Origin of the sequence: Paenarthrobacter sp. NEAU-H11 (genome assembly GCF_050573415.1) — a bacterium.
GTDB lineage: Bacteria > Actinomycetota > Actinomycetes > Actinomycetales > Micrococcaceae > Arthrobacter.
Genome location: NZ_JBNZGA010000010.1, coordinates 1 through 21,671, shown reverse-complemented (window position 1 = coordinate 21,671; position 21,671 = coordinate 1). Strand labels below are relative to the sequence as shown.

The 21,671-nt window shown below is 64.7% G+C and carries 21 protein-coding genes; 14 read left to right on the top strand and 7 right to left on the bottom strand.

The annotated features are described in order from the left end of the window. Nucleotides 1-13: 13 nt before the first annotated feature. The 3 genes from ACQ3DC_RS13500 (at nt 14) to ACQ3DC_RS13490 (ending at nt 2,337) form a co-directional block, all read left to right on the top strand. On the top strand, nt 14-787 hold the full coding sequence (locus ACQ3DC_RS13500; RefSeq protein WP_321215122.1) for an SDR family NAD(P)-dependent oxidoreductase: 774 nt from the start codon (nt 14-16) through the stop codon (nt 785-787). A gap of 178 nt (nt 788-965) precedes the next feature. Continuing rightward, complete coding sequence (locus tag ACQ3DC_RS13495; RefSeq protein ID WP_321215123.1) at nt 966-1,406, top strand: SRPBCC family protein; 441 nt, start codon at nt 966-968, stop codon at nt 1,404-1,406. Nucleotides 1,407-1,584: 178 nt separating this feature from the next. Next, entirely contained in the window at nt 1,585-2,337 is a 753-nt protein-coding gene (locus tag ACQ3DC_RS13490) for a GAF and ANTAR domain-containing protein (protein WP_430752465.1), read from the top strand. On the opposite strand, the gene ACQ3DC_RS13485 is transcribed toward ACQ3DC_RS13490, so the two are convergent. Both ACQ3DC_RS13485 and ACQ3DC_RS13480 read right to left on the bottom strand, forming a co-directional pair. Next, on the bottom strand, nt 2,322-2,612 hold the full coding sequence (locus tag ACQ3DC_RS13485; protein ID WP_430752464.1) for a hypothetical protein: 291 nt from the start codon (nt 2,610-2,612) through the stop codon (nt 2,322-2,324). The genes ACQ3DC_RS13490 and ACQ3DC_RS13485 overlap by 16 nt on opposite strands. Nucleotides 2,613-2,815: 203 nt before the next feature. Next, nucleotides 2,816-3,667 carry a helix-turn-helix transcriptional regulator gene (locus tag ACQ3DC_RS13480; RefSeq protein WP_421092907.1) on the bottom strand — a complete coding sequence of 284 codons (852 nt, stop codon included), beginning with the start codon at nt 3,665-3,667 and terminating at the stop codon, nt 2,816-2,818. 75 nt (nt 3,668-3,742) lie between these two features. On the opposite strand from ACQ3DC_RS13480, the gene ilvD reads away from it, so the two are divergent. Beyond that, the gene (ilvD, locus tag ACQ3DC_RS13475; protein ID WP_321215126.1) at nt 3,743-5,608 is read left to right on the top strand and encodes a dihydroxy-acid dehydratase; all 1,866 of its coding nucleotides are present in this window, start codon (nt 3,743-3,745) and stop codon (nt 5,606-5,608) included. A gap of 25 nt (nt 5,609-5,633) precedes the next feature. Here ilvD and ACQ3DC_RS13470 read toward each other — a convergent pair whose 3' ends face one another. After that, the gene (locus ACQ3DC_RS13470; RefSeq protein WP_421092908.1) at nt 5,634-6,038 is read right to left on the bottom strand and encodes a hypothetical protein; all 405 of its coding nucleotides are present in this window, start codon (nt 6,036-6,038) and stop codon (nt 5,634-5,636) included. Nucleotides 6,039-6,138: 100 nt separating this feature from the next. Here ACQ3DC_RS13470 and ACQ3DC_RS13465 point away from each other — a divergent pair, with 100 nt between their 5' ends. Further along, nucleotides 6,139-6,603: a phage tail protein gene (locus ACQ3DC_RS13465; RefSeq protein ID WP_430752463.1), complete on the top strand. Its 465-nt coding sequence runs from the start codon at nt 6,139-6,141 to the stop codon at nt 6,601-6,603. 516 nt (nt 6,604-7,119) lie between these two features. Here the strand turns inward: ACQ3DC_RS13465 and ACQ3DC_RS13460 are convergent. Further along, nucleotides 7,120-7,626: a glutathione peroxidase gene (locus ACQ3DC_RS13460; protein WP_321215129.1), complete on the bottom strand. Its 507-nt coding sequence runs from the start codon at nt 7,624-7,626 to the stop codon at nt 7,120-7,122. A gap of 410 nt (nt 7,627-8,036) precedes the next feature. Beyond that, a complete protein-coding gene (locus tag ACQ3DC_RS13455; RefSeq protein ID WP_321215130.1) occupies nt 8,037-9,416 on the bottom strand; it encodes an MFS transporter in 1,380 nt (459 codons plus the stop codon). A gap of 373 nt (nt 9,417-9,789) precedes the next feature. Between ACQ3DC_RS13455 and ACQ3DC_RS13450 the strand changes: the two genes are divergently transcribed. Next, nucleotides 9,790-10,602: an IclR family transcriptional regulator gene (locus tag ACQ3DC_RS13450; RefSeq protein WP_321215131.1), complete on the top strand. Its 813-nt coding sequence runs from the start codon at nt 9,790-9,792 to the stop codon at nt 10,600-10,602. 200 nt (nt 10,603-10,802) lie between these two features. On the opposite strand, the gene ACQ3DC_RS13445 is transcribed toward ACQ3DC_RS13450, so the two are convergent. Then, nucleotides 10,803-11,549 carry an IclR family transcriptional regulator gene (locus ACQ3DC_RS13445; protein WP_321215132.1) on the bottom strand — a complete coding sequence of 249 codons (747 nt, stop codon included), beginning with the start codon at nt 11,547-11,549 and terminating at the stop codon, nt 10,803-10,805. Nucleotides 11,550-12,003: 454 nt separating this feature from the next. On the opposite strand from ACQ3DC_RS13445, the gene ACQ3DC_RS13440 reads away from it, so the two are divergent. Next, complete coding sequence (locus ACQ3DC_RS13440) at nt 12,004-12,777, top strand: N-carbamoylsarcosine amidohydrolase (protein WP_321215133.1); 774 nt, start codon at nt 12,004-12,006, stop codon at nt 12,775-12,777. Between the two features lie 572 nt (nt 12,778-13,349). On the opposite strand, the gene ACQ3DC_RS13435 is transcribed toward ACQ3DC_RS13440, so the two are convergent. Continuing rightward, nucleotides 13,350-14,123: a FadR/GntR family transcriptional regulator gene (locus ACQ3DC_RS13435; RefSeq protein ID WP_430752462.1), complete on the bottom strand. Its 774-nt coding sequence runs from the start codon at nt 14,121-14,123 to the stop codon at nt 13,350-13,352. A 141-nt stretch (nt 14,124-14,264) separates the two neighbouring features. On the opposite strand from ACQ3DC_RS13435, the gene ACQ3DC_RS13430 reads away from it, so the two are divergent. The 7 genes from ACQ3DC_RS13430 to manD all read left to right on the top strand — a co-directional run bounded on the left by ACQ3DC_RS13430 (nt 14,265) and on the right by manD (nt 21,666). After that, nucleotides 14,265-15,560, top strand: coding sequence for an ABC transporter substrate-binding protein (locus ACQ3DC_RS13430; protein ID WP_157239601.1), 1,296 nt, complete (start codon nt 14,265-14,267; stop codon nt 15,558-15,560). A gap of 113 nt (nt 15,561-15,673) precedes the next feature. Then, complete coding sequence (locus ACQ3DC_RS13425) at nt 15,674-16,627, top strand: carbohydrate ABC transporter permease (protein ID WP_228405109.1); 954 nt, start codon at nt 15,674-15,676, stop codon at nt 16,625-16,627. Further along, nucleotides 16,624-17,502: a carbohydrate ABC transporter permease gene (locus ACQ3DC_RS13420; protein WP_430752461.1), complete on the top strand. Its 879-nt coding sequence runs from the start codon at nt 16,624-16,626 to the stop codon at nt 17,500-17,502. Before ACQ3DC_RS13425 ends, ACQ3DC_RS13420 begins: the two co-directional genes overlap by 4 nt. Before the next feature lie 7 nt (nt 17,503-17,509). Beyond that, a complete protein-coding gene (gene dgoD / locus ACQ3DC_RS13415; RefSeq protein ID WP_157239595.1) occupies nt 17,510-18,658 on the top strand; it encodes a galactonate dehydratase in 1,149 nt (382 codons plus the stop codon). 53 nt (nt 18,659-18,711) lie between these two features. Then, complete coding sequence (locus ACQ3DC_RS13410; protein WP_421092912.1) at nt 18,712-19,383, top strand: bifunctional 4-hydroxy-2-oxoglutarate aldolase/2-dehydro-3-deoxy-phosphogluconate aldolase; 672 nt, start codon at nt 18,712-18,714, stop codon at nt 19,381-19,383. Beyond that, nucleotides 19,380-20,369, top strand: a complete 990-nt coding sequence (locus ACQ3DC_RS13405; RefSeq protein ID WP_430752460.1) for a sugar kinase — start codon at nt 19,380-19,382, stop codon at nt 20,367-20,369. Before ACQ3DC_RS13410 ends, ACQ3DC_RS13405 begins: the two co-directional genes overlap by 4 nt. A 67-nt stretch (nt 20,370-20,436) precedes the next feature. After that, nucleotides 20,437-21,666 carry a D-mannonate dehydratase ManD gene (gene manD / locus ACQ3DC_RS13400; RefSeq protein WP_321215139.1) on the top strand — a complete coding sequence of 410 codons (1,230 nt, stop codon included), beginning with the start codon at nt 20,437-20,439 and terminating at the stop codon, nt 21,664-21,666. Nucleotides 21,667-21,671 lie beyond the last annotated feature (5 nt).

Genomic DNA, 21,671 nt, shown 5'->3' with positions numbered 1-21,671 from the left:
GAAAGATACACCTGTGACAACCACACCATTTCCCGCCGACCGAACCGTCGTACTGACCGGGGCTGCCTCTGCCCGCGGCATCGGCCGCGCCACGGCGGACCTGATGGCCAGCGAGGGCTGGTCCATCGCGATCCTCGACATCAACGCCGAAGACGCCAAAGCCGCGGCTGCGGAAATCGGTTCCAACCGTGCAGTGAAGGCAATCGGAGTCGGCGCGGATGTTTCCGACGCCGCCTCCGTGGACCGGGCCATCAGCGAAATCGAAGACTCGCTGCCGCCCATCGTTGCCCTCGCCAACCTTGCCGGCATCAGCTCGCCCACAACCTTCATGGAGACCACCGTGGAGGAGTGGGACAAGGTGTTCGCCATCAACATGCGCGGAACCTTCATCGTGTCCCAGCGCGTCCTCAAGGGAATGATTGAGCGCAAGCTCGGACGCATCGTGAGCATCTCCTCGATTTCCGCCCAGCGCGGCGGCGGCACCTACTCCAAGGTGGCCTACAGCGCCTCCAAGGCTGGAATCATCGGCTTCACCAGGGCCCTTGCCCGTGAAGTGGGTGAGTTCGGCGTTACCGTCAACGCGATCGCACCCGGTCCCATCGACACCGACATCATGGGCGGCACCCTCACCGAGGAACGCAAGGCCCAGATGTCGGAGGGCATCATGATGGGAAGGGTGGGTACCCGCGAGGAAGTGGCCGCCCTGATTTCCTTCCTGCTCGGGAAGGACGCCGGCTACATCACCGCCGCGACCTACGACATCAACGGCGGCCTGCAGGTCAGCTGACCTCACAGCCGTGATTCATGGCAGCAGCGCCCCGGCGGGTTCCGTCCGGGGCGCTTCTGCTGTGCCCGTGCCCGTGCCCGGGCATCTGCATCCTGCAGATCCGCATCCGCATCCGGGACATCCCCGCCCTGGCGTCCGGGGGCTGGGCTTCCCGGGTGCCGGTTCCTACACTGGGGTGATGATCACAGTCACCGGAAGTGTGGAAACCAAACTGTCCGCAGACAAGGCCTTTGCCTTCCTGAGCGCGTTCGAGAACACCAGCGAGTGGGACCCCAACACTCCGGTGATGGAAAAGCTGACGCCCGGCCCGGTCGCGGTGGGGCACCGGTACCACGCCGAGTCCGAGTTCCGTGGCAAGCGCCAGTCACTGGAGTACGAGGTCATCGAGCTGACTGAAAACCACATCAAGCTCCGTGGCGAGAACAAATCCGTCACGGCCTTCGACTCCATCGACGTGAGTCCCGCCGCCCAGGGGTCGGTAGTGAAATACACCGCGGAGTTCAGCATCAAGGGGCCGGCAAAAATCGTCCAGCCGCTCCTGAAACCTGCCTTTATGTCCCTGCGGGACCCGGCGCTGAACGGGATCCGGGACACGCTCAACGCCCTGGCCGCCGCCTAGGCTTACGCCGTTACGCCGTGCTGCCCCGGGCATTCCCGGGTGCGCGGGCATGCGGTCGTCATGGTGGACACACTATGACTTTCCCGCAGGTAGGCTGGCATGTACCGTTCGGCAGTGAGCGGCCAAGGCGTTCTTTAATGGACTACATGGCCTTTGTGCTGTTCGGGAGGGGGAAGCATTGGCTCACGCCGAAGCCGCGAATGACGAGGTTTTCGCAGACGTCGCGCTGCATCTTCAGGACCTGGTGCTGGACAGTGCGGATGTTGACGAGTTCCTTCGGGACCTGGCCGGCTATGCCGCGGCACGGCTCAGCAGCCCGGACCGGGAAGTTTTCTGCGGCGTTGCCGTCGAAAGGCACAAGAAGGCCACCGCAATAGCCGGCAGCGATCCCTGCATCCGCACCCTCGACCAGCTCCAGGACAAGTACGGCTATGGCCCGGGCATCACCGCCATGCGCACCACGGACACCGTTCTGGTCTCCGATGTGAGCCAGGAAAAGCGGTGGCCCGCGTATGCGAGTGCCCTCTCCCGGCAGGGATTGTTCTCCGCTGTGAGTGTGCCGCTCGTGCTGGGCGAAGACATCTGTGGCGCGCTCAGCCTGTACTGCCGGCGGCTTCAGGCGTTCAGCAGCGAAGACATTGCCACGGCCCGGGCCTTCTCCGGACAGGTTTCAAAAAGCCTGCGGCTGGCCCTGCGGATCGGCAGGTTGCAGGACACCAGGGACAGCATGAGCGCGGCCATGAAATCACGGACTGTGATCGACCTGGCCACAGGTGCCATCATGGCCCAAAGCCATTGCAGCCAGCACCAGGCGTTCAGCGTGCTGCTGCAGGCATCCAACACACGGAACATGAAGCTCAAGGACGTTGCCGCAACCGTGGTTGCATCAATCCCCGGCAGTTCCGGCATCTCCACCTACTTCGACGAGTAGGGTTCCTGTGAGTCGCTGCGTGCCCGGGCCAGCAGGGAGCCACTGAACGGCGCGCGGGTCAGCAGCCCTGCTGCAGCACAATGTTCGTTGACGGCCTGGGCCAAAGCGTCCCGGTCCTTTGGAGGAAGGATTGCCAGCCCCGCGCTGTAGTCCCGGATTTCCTCCTCGGAGGCGTCGCCGCCGAGGGCCAGGTGTTCCAGCCACAACTGACCCATGTCCAGGCCGTGCTCCCGTATCACTGCGCCGGTCAAGGCCTGCTGGTCCGCTGCGTCCACCGCTCCGTCCTTTCCTGGAAGTACATCTTTCCCCGGTGAAGGTTCGGAGCCGAGGCGCCGCGGGATGGGCCGATGGTGACTCTTTTTTCCAAGCCCGGCAATGCGGTGGGAGTCCCGGAACCATCCGTGTGGAATGGAAGCACGACGACGGCGCGTTCCACCTTGAGGCGACGGTACCTGGGGGAGTGGAGTCCGACGTCGTACTAGCCGCCCACGGCCAGGAGCCGCTGGATCTGCTCTGCAGCATCGCTGTCCGGTGCCGGCGTGTAGACCACAAGATGGAGGTCCGGCCGGTCCGACGGCGAGACCTGGTGGTGCTCCAGCCGGAGGACGCCCACCGACGGGTGGTGGAACAGCCGTTCGCGGGATTCGAAGCCCAGGATGTCGTACCGGTCCCAGCTTTCCTTGAATTCCGGACTCGTCTCCTTGAGCCGCTCCACCTGGTAGGCCACGTCCGGATCGCCCAGCCGCTGCCCGGCTTCCGCCCGGAACTCTGCCAGGAACCGCCTGCTGGTGACGTCCCAGTCGGGGAGCAGTTCACGGACATACGGGTCGGTGAAAACCAGCCACAGCAGGTTCCGTTCCGGGGCGGCCACGTTGGCGATGTTGGGGTAGAGCGCGGCATAGGCCCGGTTCCAGCCCGTGACGCTCCAGTCCGGGGCAAGCGCGAAGGCCGGGTTGGGGCCCAAGGCATCGAGGAGCCGCTGGATGTGGGCTGGAGCGTCTGCAGCTGCCGGGCCTGCGGACACCGGCGCGGAATAGCCTGCGAGGGACAGGACGTAGGAGCGGCCGGTCTCCGAGAGGTGCAGGGTCCGGGCCACGGCTTCCAGGACTTCCCGCGAGGGCCTGATCTCCCGACCCTGCTCGAGCCACGTATACCAGGTGACGCTCACGCCGGAAAGGAAGGCCACCTCCTCCCGCCGCAGTCCGCGTTCCCGCCGGCGGGCCACGGGCGGCAGGCCGTACTCCGACCGCAGCGCCTGGTCGCGGCGTGCCCGCAGGAAAAGACCGAGTTCCTTGCGCTTTTCGCCTGCCTCTTTCACGACATCCAACACTAGTACTCTGGTACTCCTGCTACTAGTATCAGCACTGTCTTCCGCCCGCGCGCCCGGGACGGCAGGATCGGTAGCATGCCTCCTCTTCGTTCACGTACTGTCACCCACGGCCGCAACATGGCCGGAGCCCGCGCACTGCTGCGCGCCTCCGGCGTCGCCAACACGGACATCGGCAAGCCGATCATCGCCGTCGCCAACTCCTTCACCGAGTTCGTCCCCGGCCACACCCACCTCGCCCCCGTCGGCCGGATCGTCTCCGACGCGATCCTCGCCGCCGGGGCCGTGCCGCGCGAGTTCAACACCATTGCCGTGGACGACGGCATCGCCATGGGCCACTCAGGCATGCTCTATTCGCTGCCGTCCCGCGACCTGATCGCCGACTCCGTGGAGTACATGGTGAACGCACACTGCGCGGACGCGCTGGTGTGCATCTCCAACTGCGACAAGATCACCCCGGGCATGCTCATGGCGGCGCTGCGCCTGAACATCCCCGTGGTCTTCGTTTCCGGCGGACCCATGGAGGCCGGCCGTGTGACCCTGACCGACGGCTCCGTGCGCTCCCTGGACCTGGTGAACGCGATCGCCGACGCCGTGGACGAGTCCATCTCCGATGAAGACATCAACCTCATCGAAGAGAACGCCTGCCCCACCTGCGGTTCCTGCTCCGGCATGTTCACCGCCAACTCCATGAACTGCCTTACCGAGGCCATCGGCCTGTCCCTGCCGGGCAACGGCTCCGTGCTGGCCACCCACACCGCGCGCAAGGCGCTGTATGAGAAGGCCGGAAGCACCGTCGTCGAGCTGGTGAAGCGCTATTACGACGGCGACGACGACTCTGTGCTGCCGCGCTCCATCGCCACCGCCAAGGCATTCGACAACGCCATGGCCCTGGACATTTCCATGGGCGGCTCCACCAACACCATCCTGCACCTGCTCGCCGCGGCCCAGGAGGCGGGCGTGGACTACGGCCTGGCCGAGATGGATGCCAAGTCCCGCCAGGTGCCCTGCCTGGCGAAGGTGGCCCCGAACGTGGCCAAGGACAAGACCTACTACATGGAGGATGTGCACCGCGCCGGCGGCATCCCCGCGCTGCTGGGCGAGCTGAACCGCGGCGGCCTGCTGCACAAGGACGTCCACTCCGTGCACTCCGCCGACCTGGACGGCTGGCTGGACGACTGGGATATCCGCGGCGGCAAAGCCACCGAAGAAGCGGAGGCCCTCTGGCACGCGGCCCCCGGCGGCGTCCGCTCCTCCACCGCGTTCTCCCAGTCGAACCAGTGGACCTCCCTGGACACCGACGCCGCGGAAGGCTGCATCCGCTCCGTGGAACACGCCTACTCCAAGGACGGCGGACTGGCCGTGCTCCGCGGCAACGTGGCCGTCGACGGCGCCGTGGTGAAGACCGCCGGCGTGGACGAGTCCATCTGGACCTTCTCCGGCCCGGCCGTGGTGTGTGAGTCCCAGGACGAGGCCGTGGAAAAGATCCTGAACAAGACCGTCAAGGAAGGCGACGTGGTGGTCATCCGCTACGAAGGCCCCCGCGGCGGTCCGGGCATGCAGGAAATGCTCTATCCGACGTCGTTCCTCAAGGGCCGCGGCCTGGGCAAGAAGTGCGCCCTGATTACGGACGGCCGCTTCTCCGGCGGCACCTCCGGCCTGTCGATCGGACACATCTCGCCGGAGGCCGCCTCCGGCGGCACTATCGCCCTGGTGGAGAACGGCGACATCATCAGCATCAACATCTCTCAGCGCTCAATGCAGCTGGAGGTCTCCGACGAGGTCCTTGCCGAGCGTCGCGAGAAACTGGAAGCCAACGGCGGTTACAAGGCCAAGAACCGGGACCGCCTGGTCTCCCCGGCCCTGCGCGCCTACGCCGCCATGGCTCTGTCCGCGGACAAGGGTGCGGTGCGGGATGTCTCGCTGGTGGAGAACCTCGTCTAGTTCTTCCCGGGTCCGGGGCGCGTCTTTACGGCTGGAAAGGTTGGCTGGTGTGGAAGCGCGCGAAGCCGGCGTGGAGGTCGTGGACCGTGACGGAACCGGTGCCGAGGAGCTGTGCTTTCGCCCGAAGCCGAGCCAGCAGCTCCTCGGTGGGGCGGCCGAATATCTCGATGGATTTCATGGTGATCAGCGGCGCAACCGGCGGGAACCTGGCGCCGGCCACCTTCAGGTGCAACTCCAGCGAGGCTAAATCCGAGTGCAGATGGAGGACCTTCATGGTGGATCCGTCGTCGGAGAAGTAGACGCTGTAGGAGAGGATCCGGGGCTCGTTCTGCTCAACGAAGGCCGCCAGTTCCGCCATGGCTTCCTTGAGCTCCCCAAGTTTGCCCGGGCGGACCTCCGAGGTGTCCAGGTATGCGATGAAATTGCCCATCCCGTCCTCCCGGTGCAGGCAAGGCTGATTGTTGGCGCTGCACCAACAATTGTCCTCCCTGTCTGCGAGGATGTGCGAAGGAGAATTCCCAGGAGGATCATTGCCGTACACCGTTGATTTCAAGAACGTGTCCACCGTGGGGCTGGAGTCCTCACCCGTCGCGGAGGCGCTGGCCGGGCTGCGTGCCAACGAGGCCCGCTACTACAAGAACAAGTACGGCCACGACTTCACGGTCACGCCCGCGGAGGAGGCGCCGGAGACGCTGGAATACGTGAACAACATCCTCGCCGCCGAGCGCAACCTCGTCATCTCATCGCGCGCGCTTGAGGTTTCTTCCTTCGAGGTGGACGGGCTGCGGATGGCGTACGTGTTCTACGAATCCGGCCTGTCCATCAACGTTATGTACAGCATCGAGGACGGCGGGAAACGGGCGGTTGGTTTCAAGCTCTCCGACGGCATGGAAGTTCCCGAGGAGCTGGCGTCCACCTTCAAGTTCGCGCGCCAGAAGTCGAAGCTTGCCGGCACCATCCGGGGCTCCTACTTCGTGGTCAAGGGCCAGTACTGAAGCGGGGACGGCTTGGCCACGGAGGCCCTTGCCTCGAGGGGCTCCCTGGTTCGCATGGCAAGGGGTAGGGCTTTCAGCTGCTCGCTGGACCGGAGGACGCTTTTGGGGCGCTGCGTCAGGTTAGGGTCTGGACGGTTTCTTCGGGGTGTAAGAAAGGGCACCGGGGACCCTATTCTGACGCGCATTGGTGTCACTCCGTGACATCACCCTGGTGTATGACTACGGATTTGACGGCCGGCTACCGCACCTTCGTCGGTAGCGGCCGAAAAGGCGTACGTGCGACCCACCTTTGGCATCCAACATCCCACAGTCTTCCGACAGCCCGGTCCCGGCCGATCCCGCTCCACAGGGGACATGGAGCGGGATCCGTAGTCAGGAGCTTTCCCCCGGCCCAGTGGCGGCTCCTACCCAACTCGGGTTCTGCATACGGCAGCCTGCTCCCCAGACCGACACCTCGGTTACCAGCCGCGCCCGGGCGAGGGCCGCTGCGTCAAGATCGTGTCCGCGGGGAGGAGACTAGCTGAGCGCTAATTCGATGGCGGCGATGACCTCGGGGGCGATTGGAGACGTCTTCGGGGAAAATCGGGCGATGACTTCGCCTTTGCCGCTGACGAGGAACTTTTCGAAGTTCCACGTGATCTCTTCCTGCAGTTCCTCCGTGTGAAATTCGGTCAGTGCCGCATACAGCGGATGGCGTCTGGCGCCGTTGACTTTGACCTTCGCGGTCAACGGGAACGTCACGCCGTAGCTGACGGTGCAAAATTCCTGGATCTGCTCCGAACTCCCCGGTTCCTGGCCCTTGAACCCGTTGCAGGGCACACCCAGGACCGTGAACCCCTGGTCCTGATACTTGCGCTGAAGCGCCTCCAGGTCCTCGTATTGCGGGGTCAGGCCGCATCTGGATGCGACGTTAACCACCAGAACGGTCTTGCCTTTGTATTCCCCGAAGTTCACCGATCTGCCGTCGATCATGGTCAGTTCAATACCGTGCAGTTGCTGGGCTGTCGCGCCGTCATCTGCCACGCGCAATCCTTTCGTTGTTGCCCGCCCGACCTCGGCGGTGTTTATGTTTTCGCTGACCGAAGATTACCCAGCGCGATCAGCCATTCCGCCCAGCTCGGATAGCCGCCTCCGTTATCGGAGCTGGCGTCGGAGCGCACCCCGGGAGGTCCGCATGCGTGCCTGGAGTTGAGCGACGGCACATGGATCCTCAGAAGTTCGGCGTCTCTGCAGCGGTCTGTGACTGGAGAGGAAGCCTGTTGAGCCGCACGTTTGCATCTCGCCGGACCAGCGCGGGACCTGCGGAACGTTGTCAGTCAGCTCGGGGGGTACCGATCGGCTGGGCGCAGTCGCCTTATATCGAGATGCCGGCCAGCTGTCCGGACCCTCCCTGGTCCGGACAGCTGGCCGGCGATTTTTCCAGCCTTGGGATGTCAGCCCCTGGGCACCGCTTCAGAGGCCACGGCGCGCGCGGGCTCGGCCGGCAAGGGGTCGTCGTGGTAACGGCGCAGAGGCCGTCCTGCCGTCTCGGGTATCAGGAAGGTGACGACGAGGAATGATGCGACGGCGACGGCTGCGACGTAGATCGCGGGCGAGAGCGAATATCCGGTTCCGGCGACCAGCCACGTTGCCACGAAGGGCGCGGTACCGCCAAACACGGCATAGGTGATGTTGTAACAGGTGCCCGATGCCGCGAAGCGCACGTCGGTGGAGAACATTTCCGACATCAGGACCGATGTCACCACATTAGCGGTCACCGCGCCAAGCCCTATGAGCAGTTGGCTGACGACGGCGGTTGCGAACGTTCCCTGCTCGGCGATCATGTACGCCGGAATGGTGAGAATGGCCAGGAGACCGGCGGCGGTCTGCATGGTGCGGCGGCGACCGATGCGATCCGAAACACGGCCCATGACGGGGGCCAGCGCCGTCGCCATGGTCAGCGAGATCAAGCTGGAGAACAGGGCAAGGTGCGCGGGGAGGCCGACCACCTTGATCAGGAAGGTCGACATGTACGTGGAGTAAATGTAGAAGGAGAGTGCCGTGAGCATCACAAACCCGCCCAGTCGCAGCATCGCGCGCCACTGGGTGCGGAAGACGGCCCCCAAGGACGGGGCGGGCCGGGCAGCGGAATCATCGAGCATCGCTTGGAACTCGGGGGACTCGTGGAGCTTGGCTCGAATGTAGAAGGCGATCAGTCCCATCGGCACCGACAGCAGAAAGAGGATGCGCCAGCCCCAATCACCCATGGCCCCGGGGGGCAGGATAAAGCTGAGCAGCGCGCCGAGTCCAGCGGCGAGGGCGAATGAGGAGAACGTCGCCGCCGACATGGCCGACGAGTAACGGGCCCTGTGCCTGTCGGGGCTGTGCTCGACGACGTAGATGGTGGCACCTGCATATTCGCCGCCTGCGGAAAAGCCCTGCAAGCACCGGGCAAGCACCAGTAGGACGGCAGCCCAGATGCCGATCGTCTCGTGGCTTGGGATGAGCCCGATTGCGGCCGTGGATCCGGACATGAGCAGGACGGTCAGGACCAGGATCTTTTTGCGCCCGAGGCGGTCGCCCAGGCGTCCGAAGAAAATGCCACCCAAGGGCCGCAGCGCGAACGCGACAGCGAACACGGCGAATGTCTCCAGCAGACCCGTGACCGGGTCCTTGGACGAGAAGAAGGTCGCAGCAATATGGGTTGCCATGTAGCCGTAGATGGCGAAGTCAAACCACTCCACCACTGTCCCGGCAAAAGAGGCCCTTACTACCTTGCGCAGGCGCTCCGGGCTCACCTTTTCCAGCGAATTATCTGCAAGATCGTGTTCCATGTTGTCTCCGTTCAGGGGATGGCGCCGAGACCGCGGAGTGCTTCATTTCAAGCTAGCCCACCAGGGCAATGCTTAGCACATATGATCTAGATCACCGTTGATCACACAACAACCTATTTCCTCTGTCAGCAACTCGTCAAGGATTTTTTCGTGACTATTCCTGTCACATGAGGAGGCTTAGGGTCATCGCTTGGCACTTTCCGACCTGATCCGGAACCGTCGTCATCATGGGCCGTGACAGCCGGCCGGGATTTCCTGGTCTGGGCCTGCGGCGTGCCGGGAGAGGTGTGACCGTTTCTACGAGGAGAGGTTGGATGGGCGCACCGTACGATGGCTACGGTGACTTTAATTGGCGCCTGGAGAGGGAGAACTCATGATGGATCCACAAACCACCACTGATAAGCCGCAAGGGGCAGCAGCCTCGTTGCTCAACGGGCTTACGGTTCTCGAAGCGTTCTCCGTCGCCAAGCGTTCCCTCCTGGGAGTCACGGAGATCTCCGAACTCGTTGGCCTGCACAAGAGCACGGTCTCCCGGATGCTCACCGGTCTGGACGAGGCAGGCTACGTACAGCGCGACGAAGAGACGGGACGATACCGGCTCGGGCTCGGGATGATCGGACTGGCCGGACCACTGCTGGCCGAGCTCGGCGTTCGCCGTGTCGCCCTGCCCCACCTCGAAGAACTCGCGCAGGCCACCGGCGAGACGGCTGCGATCTCCGTCTGGAACGGCACCAACGCTATTGTTGTGGAACAGGTCGCCAGCCTGCACCAGGTCAAGCACACCGCGGCGATTGGAACGCGTTACAACAAGTTCGCCAGTTCCTCAGTTCGGGTGTTTCTCGCCGAACTGCCGTCCGAGGATACCGATCGTCTGCTGGCTGGCCAGACGGTCCTGCGGGAGGGCTACCGCGGTCTCGAGGACCCGGCCCACGAACAGCTTGCCGGCGTACGGGACCAAGGCTTCGCCGTTAACGACGGCGAGACCACTTACGAGGAATACGGTGTGTCCGCCCCCGTGCGGGACTACCGGGGTGCAATCGTCGGCTGCATCACAGCCAGCGCCCCGCGATCCCGAGTGCAGCACACGCAGAGCCAGTCGATCCTGCGCGAAGCCGTGCTGCGGGCCGCTGAGCGCGTATCGACGCGACTGGGCAGCCTGCCGGAGGAAGCAGATCCAGTCCGCTGACGGCCCATCCGGGCAGGACCCGGTGCGTCGGCGAACCGTTTTCATCATGGTTTTGCCAGGGCGGAGACCGACGGAACTTCAAGCAGCCACCCCGCCCAGGTCCTAGCCGCTCCCTTACAGGACACTTCTCCAATGGCGACACCCCGGCCTGAATGCGGCCGGAACACAGTGTTGCCGACCTTCCCTAGCTGCGCGGCGAATCAGCCAGGAAGGGAAGCCGTCCAGCCCAAGCGCGTGGAAACTTCCGAGGCGGCCCCCTGTACGGCTTGAATCAGAGCGTCCCTGGTGGCGTGCTTGTGGACCCGGGAACGCGGAGCGGATGCAGTGATGCACCCAACCACCTTGCCCCGGTAATCCCGAACCGGAGCGGAGACCCCGAACTCCTCCTCCGCAGTCAAGCCGTCGTTAACGGCATATGCCTGACGGGCGACTTCCTGCAGGTGGGCGGTGTGGTCCAACGGCAAACCATCTCCTGCCGAGCGTAGTATCTGTCCGGATCCGATCAGTTCGGTCGCGAGAGCCGGCGCCAGCTCCGCCAGGAAGACCCGCACTGAGGAACTCTCAAATTTGTTGTACCGGGTTCCAATGGTGGCAGTGTGTTTGACCTGATTCGGGCTGGCAACCTGCTCCACGACGATGGCCTCGTGACCATTCCAGACCGAGATAGCGCTGGTCTCTTGGGTGGCTTCAGTTAACTTTTCCAAATACGGAACCGCAGCACGGCGCACATCCAGGTCCGCCAGCAAAGGGGCGGACAACGCAAGAAGGCCCAGCCCGAGCCTATACCGTCCCGTCTCCTCATCCCGCTGCACATATCCAGCTTCCGTTAACCCTCCAAGAATCCGGGAGACCGTGCTCTTATGGAGTCCGACGCGCTGAGCAACCTCAGTCACACCAAGAACCGGATTTTGAACGGAAAAGGCTTCCAGTACTGCAAGACCGTTCAACAGTGACGCCGCAGCTCCCTGGACCTGCCCATTGTCCTGCCTTGGCCTGCCTACCACCTTTATCCCTTCGCGCTACTTGACTATCCCGCCACTCTTTCGGGCCATCATATGCCGCAATGTGCCCCCACCTCACTGAGTCCGTCCGCTCCATATCGCCGCCGTGACATCAACGAACAGAAGGCCCGCCTTTGCCCGGGCCTTCAAAAGTGTTCCGCACAGACCACATCCGAGTTTTGGCGGCCTTCCCTGTCCCTGGCTTGTCCCGATGTGCTCGGCATCCGGCACAAACCGGACCCTCACCGGCCTGTCGGAGTAACGCACCAACGATGCCCGTCCTATCCAAAAGTTTTTCCGGCGAACCTCTGGCGCCGTGAATGAGCCTGCGCTACTGTAGCCAATACAGCAACAGAGTTGCTAGGACAGAAACAATGAAGTCGTAAGAGTGGAGAGAACCATGACAACAGAGACGTTCAACGACATCGAAGCCCGTCTTGCCGCAGTGCTCGAGGAGGCGTTCGAAGCAGGCACGGACATCTACAACGAACGGGGCTTCAAGCGTCGGGTCGGCTACGGCAATCGCCCCGCAGTGATCCACATTGACCTCGCAAACGCCTGGACCCGCCCGGGCCACCCGTTCAGCTGCCCGGGCATGGAGGAGATCATCCCGAACGTCCAGCGGATCAACGAGGCCGCGCGCGCCAAGGGCGTCCCGATCTTCTACACCACGAACGTATACCGCAACCGCGACGCCACCTCCGGGACGAACGACATGGGTCTGTGGTACTCAAAGATCCCCGTCGAGACCCTTCCGGCGGACTCCTACTGGGCACAGATCGACGACCGCATCGCACCTGCGGAAGGCGAAGTCGTGATCGAGAAGAATCGCGCCTCAGCGTTCCCGGGAACGAACCTCGAGCTCTTCCTGACCTCGAACCGCATCGACACCCTGATCGTGACCGGCGCAACCGCAGCAGGGTGCGTGCGCCACACCGTCGAGGACGCGATCGCGAAGGGCTTCCGCCCGATCATCGCCCGGGAGACCATCGGCGACCGCGTCCCGGGCGTCGTGCAGTGGAACCTCTACGACATCGATAACAAGTTCGGTGACGTCGAGTCCACAGATTCCGTGGTGGATTACCTGAACCGCCTCCCGCAGTTCGAGGACACGGTCCCGAAGACCCTTGCGGACCCCCAGCCCGAGGTGGCCGCCCCCGCGGATCCGGCCTGATCCACACCGCACTCTCGAATCCCGCGGCCCCCGGCATCCAGGCCGGCCCGACGACAGCCGGCACCCCTCAGCGGGTGCCGGCTGTCGTCGGGTTGGGTTCGGCTGCGGTGATGAGTGCGCGTGGAACACTCGCTGTACCGCCGACGAACTGCGCTCAGCCGGCCTCAGCGATCCCGAGCTCGGGACCTTTAGCTGCAGCGATGAGCGGCTGGACAGGCTCCACGAGATCGCGCAGTGGAGCTTCCGGGACGCCTACGAGGCCCCACCGTTTGCCCGCAGCGGGAAAGGCCGGCTGGACGGGGGGCCTGGCAGCTGTTTGTCCCCACCGCCGCGTACCTAGTCGACGTCGTCGGATTCTCCCGCAAGTAGCTGCGGGATGTCCGCGCCGACCAGTGGGGGAACGATGTCATCACCAACATCTCGCCGTCGCGGGGCCCCGAGGTGACATCGGCTGATCCACGGGTACCTGAACCTCGCCCCGGGCACGCCCGAAGCATTGCCCGCCCTGGAATTCCTCGCGAAGGTGCTGGCCTCGGCGAAAGGCGCCTGAAGCACGGTGGCCTAAGTGGATCCTAGGTGCGGGCGATGTCCGCCGGAGAGGCCAGCGGAGCGTTGCCCGCCCCGCCCTGGCTGCTTGACCAGATCTGGCCCATTTCTTCGGTGGACTGCTCCACAATCCTGCTCATCGCTGCGTGCGCTGCGCCCGCCTCGCCGCGCTGGATGGCGCTGGCAACATCTACATGCAACTGCAGGGCTTCGTGGTGCGGCAGATGGGGCATCAGGCCATGTTCCGTCCGGCCGGTGAGGACCTCCGCCACAAGGTTCTGCAGTTGGGAGAACATTGCATTACCGGAAGCTTTGAGTATTGCGGCATGGAACTCCACGTCCAGCCGGAGGAATTCCTCCTGGTCTCCGCGTTGGCCTGCGGCCCACAGCTTGGCCGCAAGGGAAACGAGCTCGCTGCCGGCGTCCCAGGAGGCCCGTTCGGCGGCGAGGCGCGCGGCCTGCGGCTCGATGGCTCCGCGAAGTTCATTGAGGGACTGCAGCTGCTCCAGCCGGCGGGCGGAAGCCAGGCGCCAGCGGATCACTTGGGGATCGTAGAGATTCCAGCACTCTTCAGGCTGCACAACTGTCCCAAACCGCCGCCGGGATTCCAGCATGCCTTTTGATGACAGCACCCGGGCGGCCTCACGGACCACGGACCGGGATACATTGTGCTGCCCCTCCAGCTCATCCAGCCGCAGGACGGAATGCGGGGCCCAGCGCCCATCGGCGATGCCGAGCCCCAGGCTTTCGACCAGCGCCGCATGCAGGTCGGTAGGGGACTCCGCCTTTGGGATTTTCATAAATAAATCATACGGCTCACTGGCAAGGGGTTGTCTAAGTCTGCCTTATTTCCATATGATCGCTTCCAAGACAGATGTAAAGATGCATTTGTAGGGCGGCTGGACAGTGACGTCAGCCCTCAGAAAGCAAAGGGAGTCGTAATGAAGCGACGTTCAATCGTGCAGTACGCGGCAGTCGCCGCAGCACTTTCGCTGGGGCTGACTGCCTGCAGCGGTGGCGGCGGCAGCACGGACGCCAAGGAATCAGGCACGGTGCGGGTGACGCTGGCCAACCATGTCTGGACTGAAGGCATCAAGGCAGCCATTCCCGACTTCGAGAAGTCCAGCGGGCTCAAGGTGGAACTGACCCAGCTCGGCGAGGACCAGCTCTCGGACCAGTACAACGTCAAGCTCAACGCGGGCAGCGATGAGATCGACGTGATGATGTACCGCCCGCTCCAGGAAGGCAAGGCATTCGCCAAGAACGGCTACCTTGCTGACCTGACCGAAAAGGTGTCCTCCGATTCCGGCTGGGACTGGAAGGACTACCAGGAAGGCCCGGTCAAGGCCACCACCGCCGACGGCAAGGTCGTAGGCGTCCCTATCATCACCGAGCGCGAGGTCCTCTACTACCGCAAGGACCTGCTGCAGGCCGCCGGCCTCCAGGTTCCCAAGACCATGGAGGAGCTTGAAGCGGCGGCCAAGGCCATCAAGGCGTCCAACCCCGACATCGCCGGCTTCGTGGCCCGCACCGGCAAGTCCGCGGCCGTCACCCAGTTCTCCAGTTTCCTGTACAGCTTCGGTGGCGACTTCACCGACTCCAGCGGAAAGTCTGCCGTCAACTCGGACGCGGCAAAGAAGGCCTACGGATACTACGGCGGCCTCATTAGGAACTACGGCCCCGCCAACGTCAGCACCGACATGAGCTGGCCCGAGGCCATGGCAATCTTCACCCAGGGCAAGGCCGCCTTCTACACCGAGGCGGACTCGCTCTACAAGAACGCCACTGATCCGGCCAAGTCCAAGGTGGCGGACTCTGTAGGTTTCGCACCCCTGCCGGCAGGTCCCGCAGGTTCCAAGCCGTACAACATCCCCTCATGGGGCCTGGCGGTCAACGAGGCGTCCAGCAACCAGGACAACGCGTGGAAGTTCATCCAGTGGGCCACGGGCAAGGAACGCACCCTGGCCGCGCAGAAGGCCGGTGTCCCCGGACCCCGGACTTCCGTGTGGTCGAACCCAGAGGGTACGTCCACCTACCCCAAGGACCTCGCCGAAGCCATCGCCGTCAGTGCGAAGAACGGTGTGGGCCATGACCGTCCGCAGGTTGTGACCGTGGGCAAGGCCAGGGAAATCGTGGGCGAGCCCATCGTAGCCAGCATCACCGGCGCCGACCCTTCCGCTGCGGCCGACTCGGCCAACGAAGCCTTCCAGAAGTTCCTGGACGGCGAAAAGAAGTAACGCCACAGGCGCCCGCGCTGCGTCCAGCGCAGCCAGCACCACAGCCCGGCGGGACGGCAGACCCCGGTCGCCGTCCCGCCGCGGACCGCTCCCCCCAACTCCTTAGGTGAACCATGTCCGTTACGAACGCTCCCCGCAGCGCTCCCGCCCGCAGCGCCGGCCGCCCTCCCAGCGTTGGGGGGAACATCTCCGCCTGGTCCAACCGGCACCGCAAATGGCTTTTTGCGGCCCCAGCGATGATCTTCGTCGGCGTCCTGATTGTCTTCCCTCTGGTGTGGACCCTGTACCTGAGCCTCACCGATTCGCAGGGCTCCGTACGCGCCGCCACGGAGTTCATCGGTCTGCAGAACTACCTGACAGTCCTCACTGACACCGAGCGCTTCTGGCCGGCGGTGGGCCGCACGTTGACCTTCACGGGTGTCGCACTGGTCTGCGAGGTTGTGCTCGGCATGGGCATCGCACTGCTCCTGTGGCGTCCCTTCCGCGGTGAAAAGTGGGTCCGCGTGGCCATCCTGCTTCCCCTGGTGGCCACCCCGGTTGCCGTCGGAATGATGTGGCGCCTGATCTTCGATCCCAACATCGGCTTCGCCAACCAGCTGCTCGGAATGATCGGCATTCCGCCGCAGCCCTGGCTTTCCGGCCAGGACACGGCCCTTGGCACCACCATTTTCATGGACGTCTGGCAGTGGACCCCGATGGTGGTGCTGATCCTCCTTGCCGGGCTGACGTCCCTCTCCGATGAACCTGACGAGGCTGCCCGGGTGGACGGCGCCAACGCCTTCCAGCGCTTCTTCTACATCACGCTGCCCCTCATGATGCCCACCGTGATCGTTGCCATCCTGCTCCGCGGCATCGACGCCCTGAAGACCTTCGACATCCTGTACGCCACCAAGGGCAAAGGCGGTGGTTCCTTCAACGAAGTGGAAACCCTGAACGTCTACGCCTACGGCCTGAGCTTCGACTACAACCAGTACGGGCTGTCCTCCGCCGTCCTGATCCTGTTCTTCATGATCATCATCGGCTCGATGTGGCTGCTGACCATGCGCAAGAAAGCGGTAAGCAAATGACCGTCCTGACCCCAACCCAAACATCCGGGAAGCCCCAGGTGCTTCACCGCCGCCGGAAGCCCCTGTCCGTCAGGCTCTACAAGGTCTTCCGGGTTGCAGCCCTCATTGCCGTGGTGCTGTTCCTCCTCGCCCCGCTGTTCTGGATGTTCCTTGCCTCCCTCAAGACCAACGTGGACATCTATGACACAGGCAAGGCCCTGTTCTTCACGCCCACCGGCGAGAACTACGCCAACGTCCTGCAGCGGAACAACTACTTCGTCTTCATCTTCAACAGCTTCTGGGTGGCCTTCGTTTCCACCGCACTGTCCATTGTGCTTGGGGTTCCCGCCGCCTACACGATGAGCCGGTTCACCATGCACCGCTCCGCCCTCGTGGTCCTGATGGCCCGCGTGATCCCCGGCGTGTCCCTGCTGGTGCCGTGGTACTACGTGTTCTCCAACCTGCGGATGGTGGGCCGGTTCGAGGTGCTGATCCTCAGCCACATGTTCGTTGCCCTGCCGCTGATCGTCTACATCATGATGAGCTACTTCGATTCCCTGCCGCTCGAGCTGGAGGAGTCCGCCCAGGTGGACGGGCTTACCCCGATCGGCGCGTTCCGCCTCATCACGCTGCCCCTTTCCGTTGCGGGGATCGCCACGGCCGGGATCCTCTCGTTCATCTTTTCCTGGAACAACTTCATGTTTGCCCTGGTGCTCTCCGGCTCCAGCACCAAGACGCTGCCCGTGGCCATCTTCGACTTTGTGTCCTACGCCAGCATCGACTGGGGCGGGCTGATGGCTGCTGCCACCGTGGTCACCATCCCGATCATGATCATTGCGCTTTTCACGCAGAAGTACATCGTTTCCGGCCTCACCGCCGGCGCGACCAAGGGCTAGGCCACAGATGACGCTCATCAGCAGGATTGAAACCTTCCTCGTTGCGCCGCGCTGGCTCTTCGTCCGGATCGAGACGGACAGCGGAATTGTCGGCTGGGGAGAAGCTACGTGCGAAGGCCGCAGCGAGACGGTGCGCACCGCCGTCGAGCAGCTCGCCGAACTCCTGATCGGCAACGACGCACTGCGGATCGAGGACCACTGGCAGGTGATGACCAAAGGGTCTTTCTACCGCGGCGGCCCCATCCTGGCCAGCGCCGTCTCGGGCCTGGACCAAGCGCTCTGGGATATCGCCGGCAAGCACTTCAACACCCCCGTGCACCAGTTGCTGGGCGGCCACGTCCGGGACCGCATCCGGATGTACGGCTGGGTGGGCGGCGACGAACCCAACGAGGTGGCCGACCAGATCAGCGCCCAGCTGGAGGTGGGCCTCACCGCGGTGAAGATGAATGCCAGCGGGCGGATGAGTCCGATCGCCTCGGTGGCCGAGCTCGACGGCGTTGTCCGCCGGGTGGCCGCCGCCCGCGAAGTCCTGGGTGAGCACCGGGATGTTGCAGTGGACTTCCACGGCCGCTTCAGCCTCGCCAACGCCCGCCGCGTGGCGCCGCTGCTGGAACCTTACCGGCCTTTCTTCCTCGAAGAGCCCGTGGTCCCCGAGAACACGCACCTGCTGCGCGAGTTCACGTCGTCCACCACCACGCCGGTCTCCACCGGCGAGCGGCTCTACAGCCGGCAGGAATTCCTGCCGGCGCTGCAGGCCGGCATCGCCGTGGCCCAGCCGGACCTCTCCCATGCGGGCGGCATCACGGAGGTCCGCAAGATCGCCTCGCTGGCCGAGGTCTATGAAGTCCAGCTGGCACCGCACTGCCCGTTGGGTCCGCTGGCACTCGCCGCATGCCTCCAGGTGGGCTTCGCGACACCTAACTTCCTGATCCAGGAACAGAGCATCGGCATCCACTACAACAAAGGCGCCGAGGTCCTGGACTACGTGGTGGACAAAACGCCGCTGAAGTTCGTGGACGGCCACATCGAGCGGCTCACCGGACCCGGCCTGGGCATCGAGATCGACGAAGCCGTGGTCCGGGCCGCGGACAAGCGCGGACACGCCTGGCGGGGCCCGGTCTGGCGGCAGCCGGACGGCGCGTTCGCAGAATGGTGACGGCCCGGACTGCGGGCACGGACACAGAAACCCCTCAAAAGGAGAAGCCCAGAATGGAAAACACCCTGACCCCCGAGGCTCTGCTGGCCGGGGTGCGCCGGGCCAGGCTGGTGGCGATCGTTCGCGGCACAGACGGCCAGGCCGCGGGGAGGGCGGCCCTCGCCGCGATGGAGGAGGGCTTCAAGTACGTTGAAATCGCCCTGACGACGCCGGGAGCGCTCACCGCGATCAGCCAGGTTCGCGCCGCTGCACCTGCCGGGTGCTTCGTGGGCGCCGGGACTGTGCTGACAAAGCAGGACGCGGAAAACGTCGAGGCGGCCGGCGGCCAGTTCGTGGTCACCCCGTCACTCGCCCCCTCCATTGAGGCAGCGGCCGGGCGGGGGATCGCCGTCCTGGCCGGGGCCCTCACCCCGAGCGAAGCATTCGAGGCGATGAACCGCGGCGCCACGGCAGTCAAGCTTTTTCCCGCCTCCATCGGCGGGCCCGGTTACCTCAAGGCGCTGCGCGACCCGTTCCCGGACATCCCGTTCATCGCGGTGGGCGGCGTCGGGCTCGATGAAGCCGCCGGATACTGGGGAGCCGGGGCCATCGCGGTTGGGCTGGGAGGCCCGCTGTTTGGAGATGCCGGATCCGGGGGCGACCTTGCTCCGATGCGCGGACGCGCGCGCCGCTTTGTTGCCCTTGCCGCAGAGTACAACGGCAGGGCCGCGGAGGACCTGCGGTGACTGCCGCCGTCGGACGCCCTTCTCCGGACCTCCTGACCTTCGGCGAGTCCATGGTGTCGCTGCGCTCCGCCGGGCCGCTTTCCGCCGGCGGCGCCCTCACCATGCACGTTGCCGGCGCCGAGTCGAACGTGGCCGTGGGCGTCGCACGGCTCGGGCACAGCGTCAGCTGGGCCGGCGTTGTGGGTGCCGATCCGCACGGCGAGTTCATCCTCCGCCAGCTCCGTGCCGAGGGAGTGCGGCTGGAGCACCGCGAGGACGCTGCCCGACGGACCGGGGTGATGTTCCTCGAACAACGCACGGCCGACGTGACCCGCGCCTTCTACTACCGCTCCGGCTCGGCAGGGTCAACGCTGTGCCCGGAGGACGTGGAACACGCCCTCCGGGCGGGCGCCCGCATCCTCCACCTGACCGGCATCACGGCCGCCCTAAGCCCCGAGTCCCGGAAGGCCGTGGAGTACGCTGCCGAACGCGCTGCCGCTGACGGCATCATGGTGTCGATCGACGTCAACTACCGCAGCAAGCTCTGGTCCCGGGACGAGGCGCGGGAAGTGCTGGCACCGCTGGTGCGGCATGCCGGCATCCTGATCGCTTCCGACGACGAACTTGGCCTGGTTGCCGCCGCGCCGGACGGCGCACCGGGGGCGGACACCAATGAATCGGCGATGGTTGCCGAAATCCTTGGGCTCGGAGTGCGCGAAGTTGTGGTCAAGCGCGGCGCGGCCGGCGCCACAGTCCACACCTCGGAGGGCCGGTGGGACGCCCCGGCCGTCCCGGTCACCAGCATCGACACGGTGGGAGCCGGCGACGCCTTCACCGCCGGATACCTGTCCGCCCTGCTCGACGGCGCCGACGTGGCCGGCCGCCTGCAGCGCGGCGTGCTCACCGGAGCCTTCGCCGTCAGCACCGCGGGGGACTGGGAAGGCCTTCCCAACCGTGCGGAACTTGCCCTGCTGGGAACCACTCCCAGTGGAACCACGCAGCGTTGACCCGTTCGCGGTCCACCCCTGCCCGCACAACCCGCCGCCCCATCGATTAAGAAAGCCTGGATCTGTTGTGAAAATCATTGCTGCCGATGTGTTTGTGACCAGTCCCTCCCGTAACTTCGTGACGCTGCGGGTCACCACGGAGGATGGTGTGACGGGTATTGGGGATGCCACGTTGAACGGGCGGGAGCTTGCGGTCGCCGCGTATTTGAAGGAGCATGTGGCGCAGTTGCTGATCGGGAAGGATCCGCACCGGATCGAGGATACGTGGCAGTTCCTGTACCGGTCCGCGTACTGGCGCCGGGGTCCGGTGACGATGGCGGCGATCGCGGCGGTGGATATGGCGTTGTGGGACATTAAGGGCAAGGTGGCCGGGATGCCGGTGTACCAGCTGTTGGGCGGGGCGTCGCGGAACGGGTTGCGGGCGTACGGGCACGCGTCGGGCGCGGATTTGCCGTCGTTGTTTGATTCGGTGCGGGAGCATCTGGAGCTGGGGTACAAGTCGATCCGGATCCAGACGGCGGTTCCCGGGATTAAGGCCGTGTACGGGGTGGCGGCGCAGGCGCAGGCTTCGGGGGAGCGGTATGACTACGAGCCGGCCGGGCGGGGTGCGTTTCCGGTGGAGGAGGACTGGGACACCCGTGCGTACCTGCGGCACCTGCCCACGGTGTTTGAGGCGGTGCGGAATGAGTTCGGTCCGGAGATCCCGTTGCTGCATGACGGGCATCACCGGATGACGCCGATCCAGGCGGCGAAGCTGGGCAAGGCGCTGGAGCCGTATGACCTGTTCTGGTTGGAGGACTGCACCCCGGCGGAGAACCAGGAGGGCCTGCGCCTGGTCCGGCAGCACACCACCACGCCGTTGGCGATCGGGGAGATCTTCAATACCGTGTATGACTTCCAGACCCTGATCAAGGAACAGCTGATTGATTACGTCCGGGCTGCGTCCACGCACTTCGGGGGGATCTCCCCGTTGAAGAAGGTGATGGATTTCGCGGCGCAGTACCAGATCAAGTCCGGTTTCCACGGGCCCACGGACATTTCTCCGGTGGGCTTCGCGGCGCAGCTGCACGTGGGCCTGGCGATCCATAATTACGGGATCCAGGAGTACATGCAGCATTCGGACAAGACCAACGAGGTGTTCGAGCAGTCCATGACGTTCGTGGACGGCTATCTCCACCCCGGGGACAAGCCCGGCATCGGCGTCGAGTTCAACGAAGAAGCCGCAGCCGCCTACCCCTACCAGCAGGCCTACCTGCCCTACAACCGCCTCATCGACGGAACGGTCCACGACTGGTGACCACG

Excerpts from the sequence above, each read along its gene's own strand:
- ACQ3DC_RS13495 (WP_321215123.1), top strand. The coding sequence starts at position 966 with ATGATCACAGTCACCGGAAGTGTGGAAACCAAACTGTCCGCAGACAAG.
- ilvD (WP_321215126.1), top strand. The coding sequence starts at position 3,743 with ATGCCTCCTCTTCGTTCACGTACTGTCACCCACGGCCGCAACATGGCC.
- ACQ3DC_RS13470 (WP_421092908.1), bottom strand. The coding sequence starts at position 6,038 with ATGGGCAATTTCATCGCATACCTGGACACCTCGGAGGTCCGCCCGGGC.
- ACQ3DC_RS13455 (WP_321215130.1), bottom strand. The coding sequence starts at position 9,416 with ATGGAACACGATCTTGCAGATAATTCGCTGGAAAAGGTGAGCCCGGAG.
- ACQ3DC_RS13450 (WP_321215131.1), top strand. The coding sequence starts at position 9,790 with ATGATGGATCCACAAACCACCACTGATAAGCCGCAAGGGGCAGCAGCC.
- ACQ3DC_RS13440 (WP_321215133.1), top strand. The coding sequence starts at position 12,004 with ATGACAACAGAGACGTTCAACGACATCGAAGCCCGTCTTGCCGCAGTG.
- ACQ3DC_RS13435 (WP_430752462.1), bottom strand. The coding sequence starts at position 14,123 with ATGAAAATCCCAAAGGCGGAGTCCCCTACCGACCTGCATGCGGCGCTG.
- ACQ3DC_RS13430 (WP_157239601.1), top strand. The coding sequence starts at position 14,265 with ATGAAGCGACGTTCAATCGTGCAGTACGCGGCAGTCGCCGCAGCACTT.
- ACQ3DC_RS13425 (WP_228405109.1), top strand. The coding sequence starts at position 15,674 with ATGTCCGTTACGAACGCTCCCCGCAGCGCTCCCGCCCGCAGCGCCGGC.
- ACQ3DC_RS13420 (WP_430752461.1), top strand. The coding sequence starts at position 16,624 with ATGACCGTCCTGACCCCAACCCAAACATCCGGGAAGCCCCAGGTGCTT.
- dgoD (WP_157239595.1), top strand. The coding sequence starts at position 17,510 with ATGACGCTCATCAGCAGGATTGAAACCTTCCTCGTTGCGCCGCGCTGG.
- ACQ3DC_RS13410 (WP_421092912.1), top strand. The coding sequence starts at position 18,712 with ATGGAAAACACCCTGACCCCCGAGGCTCTGCTGGCCGGGGTGCGCCGG.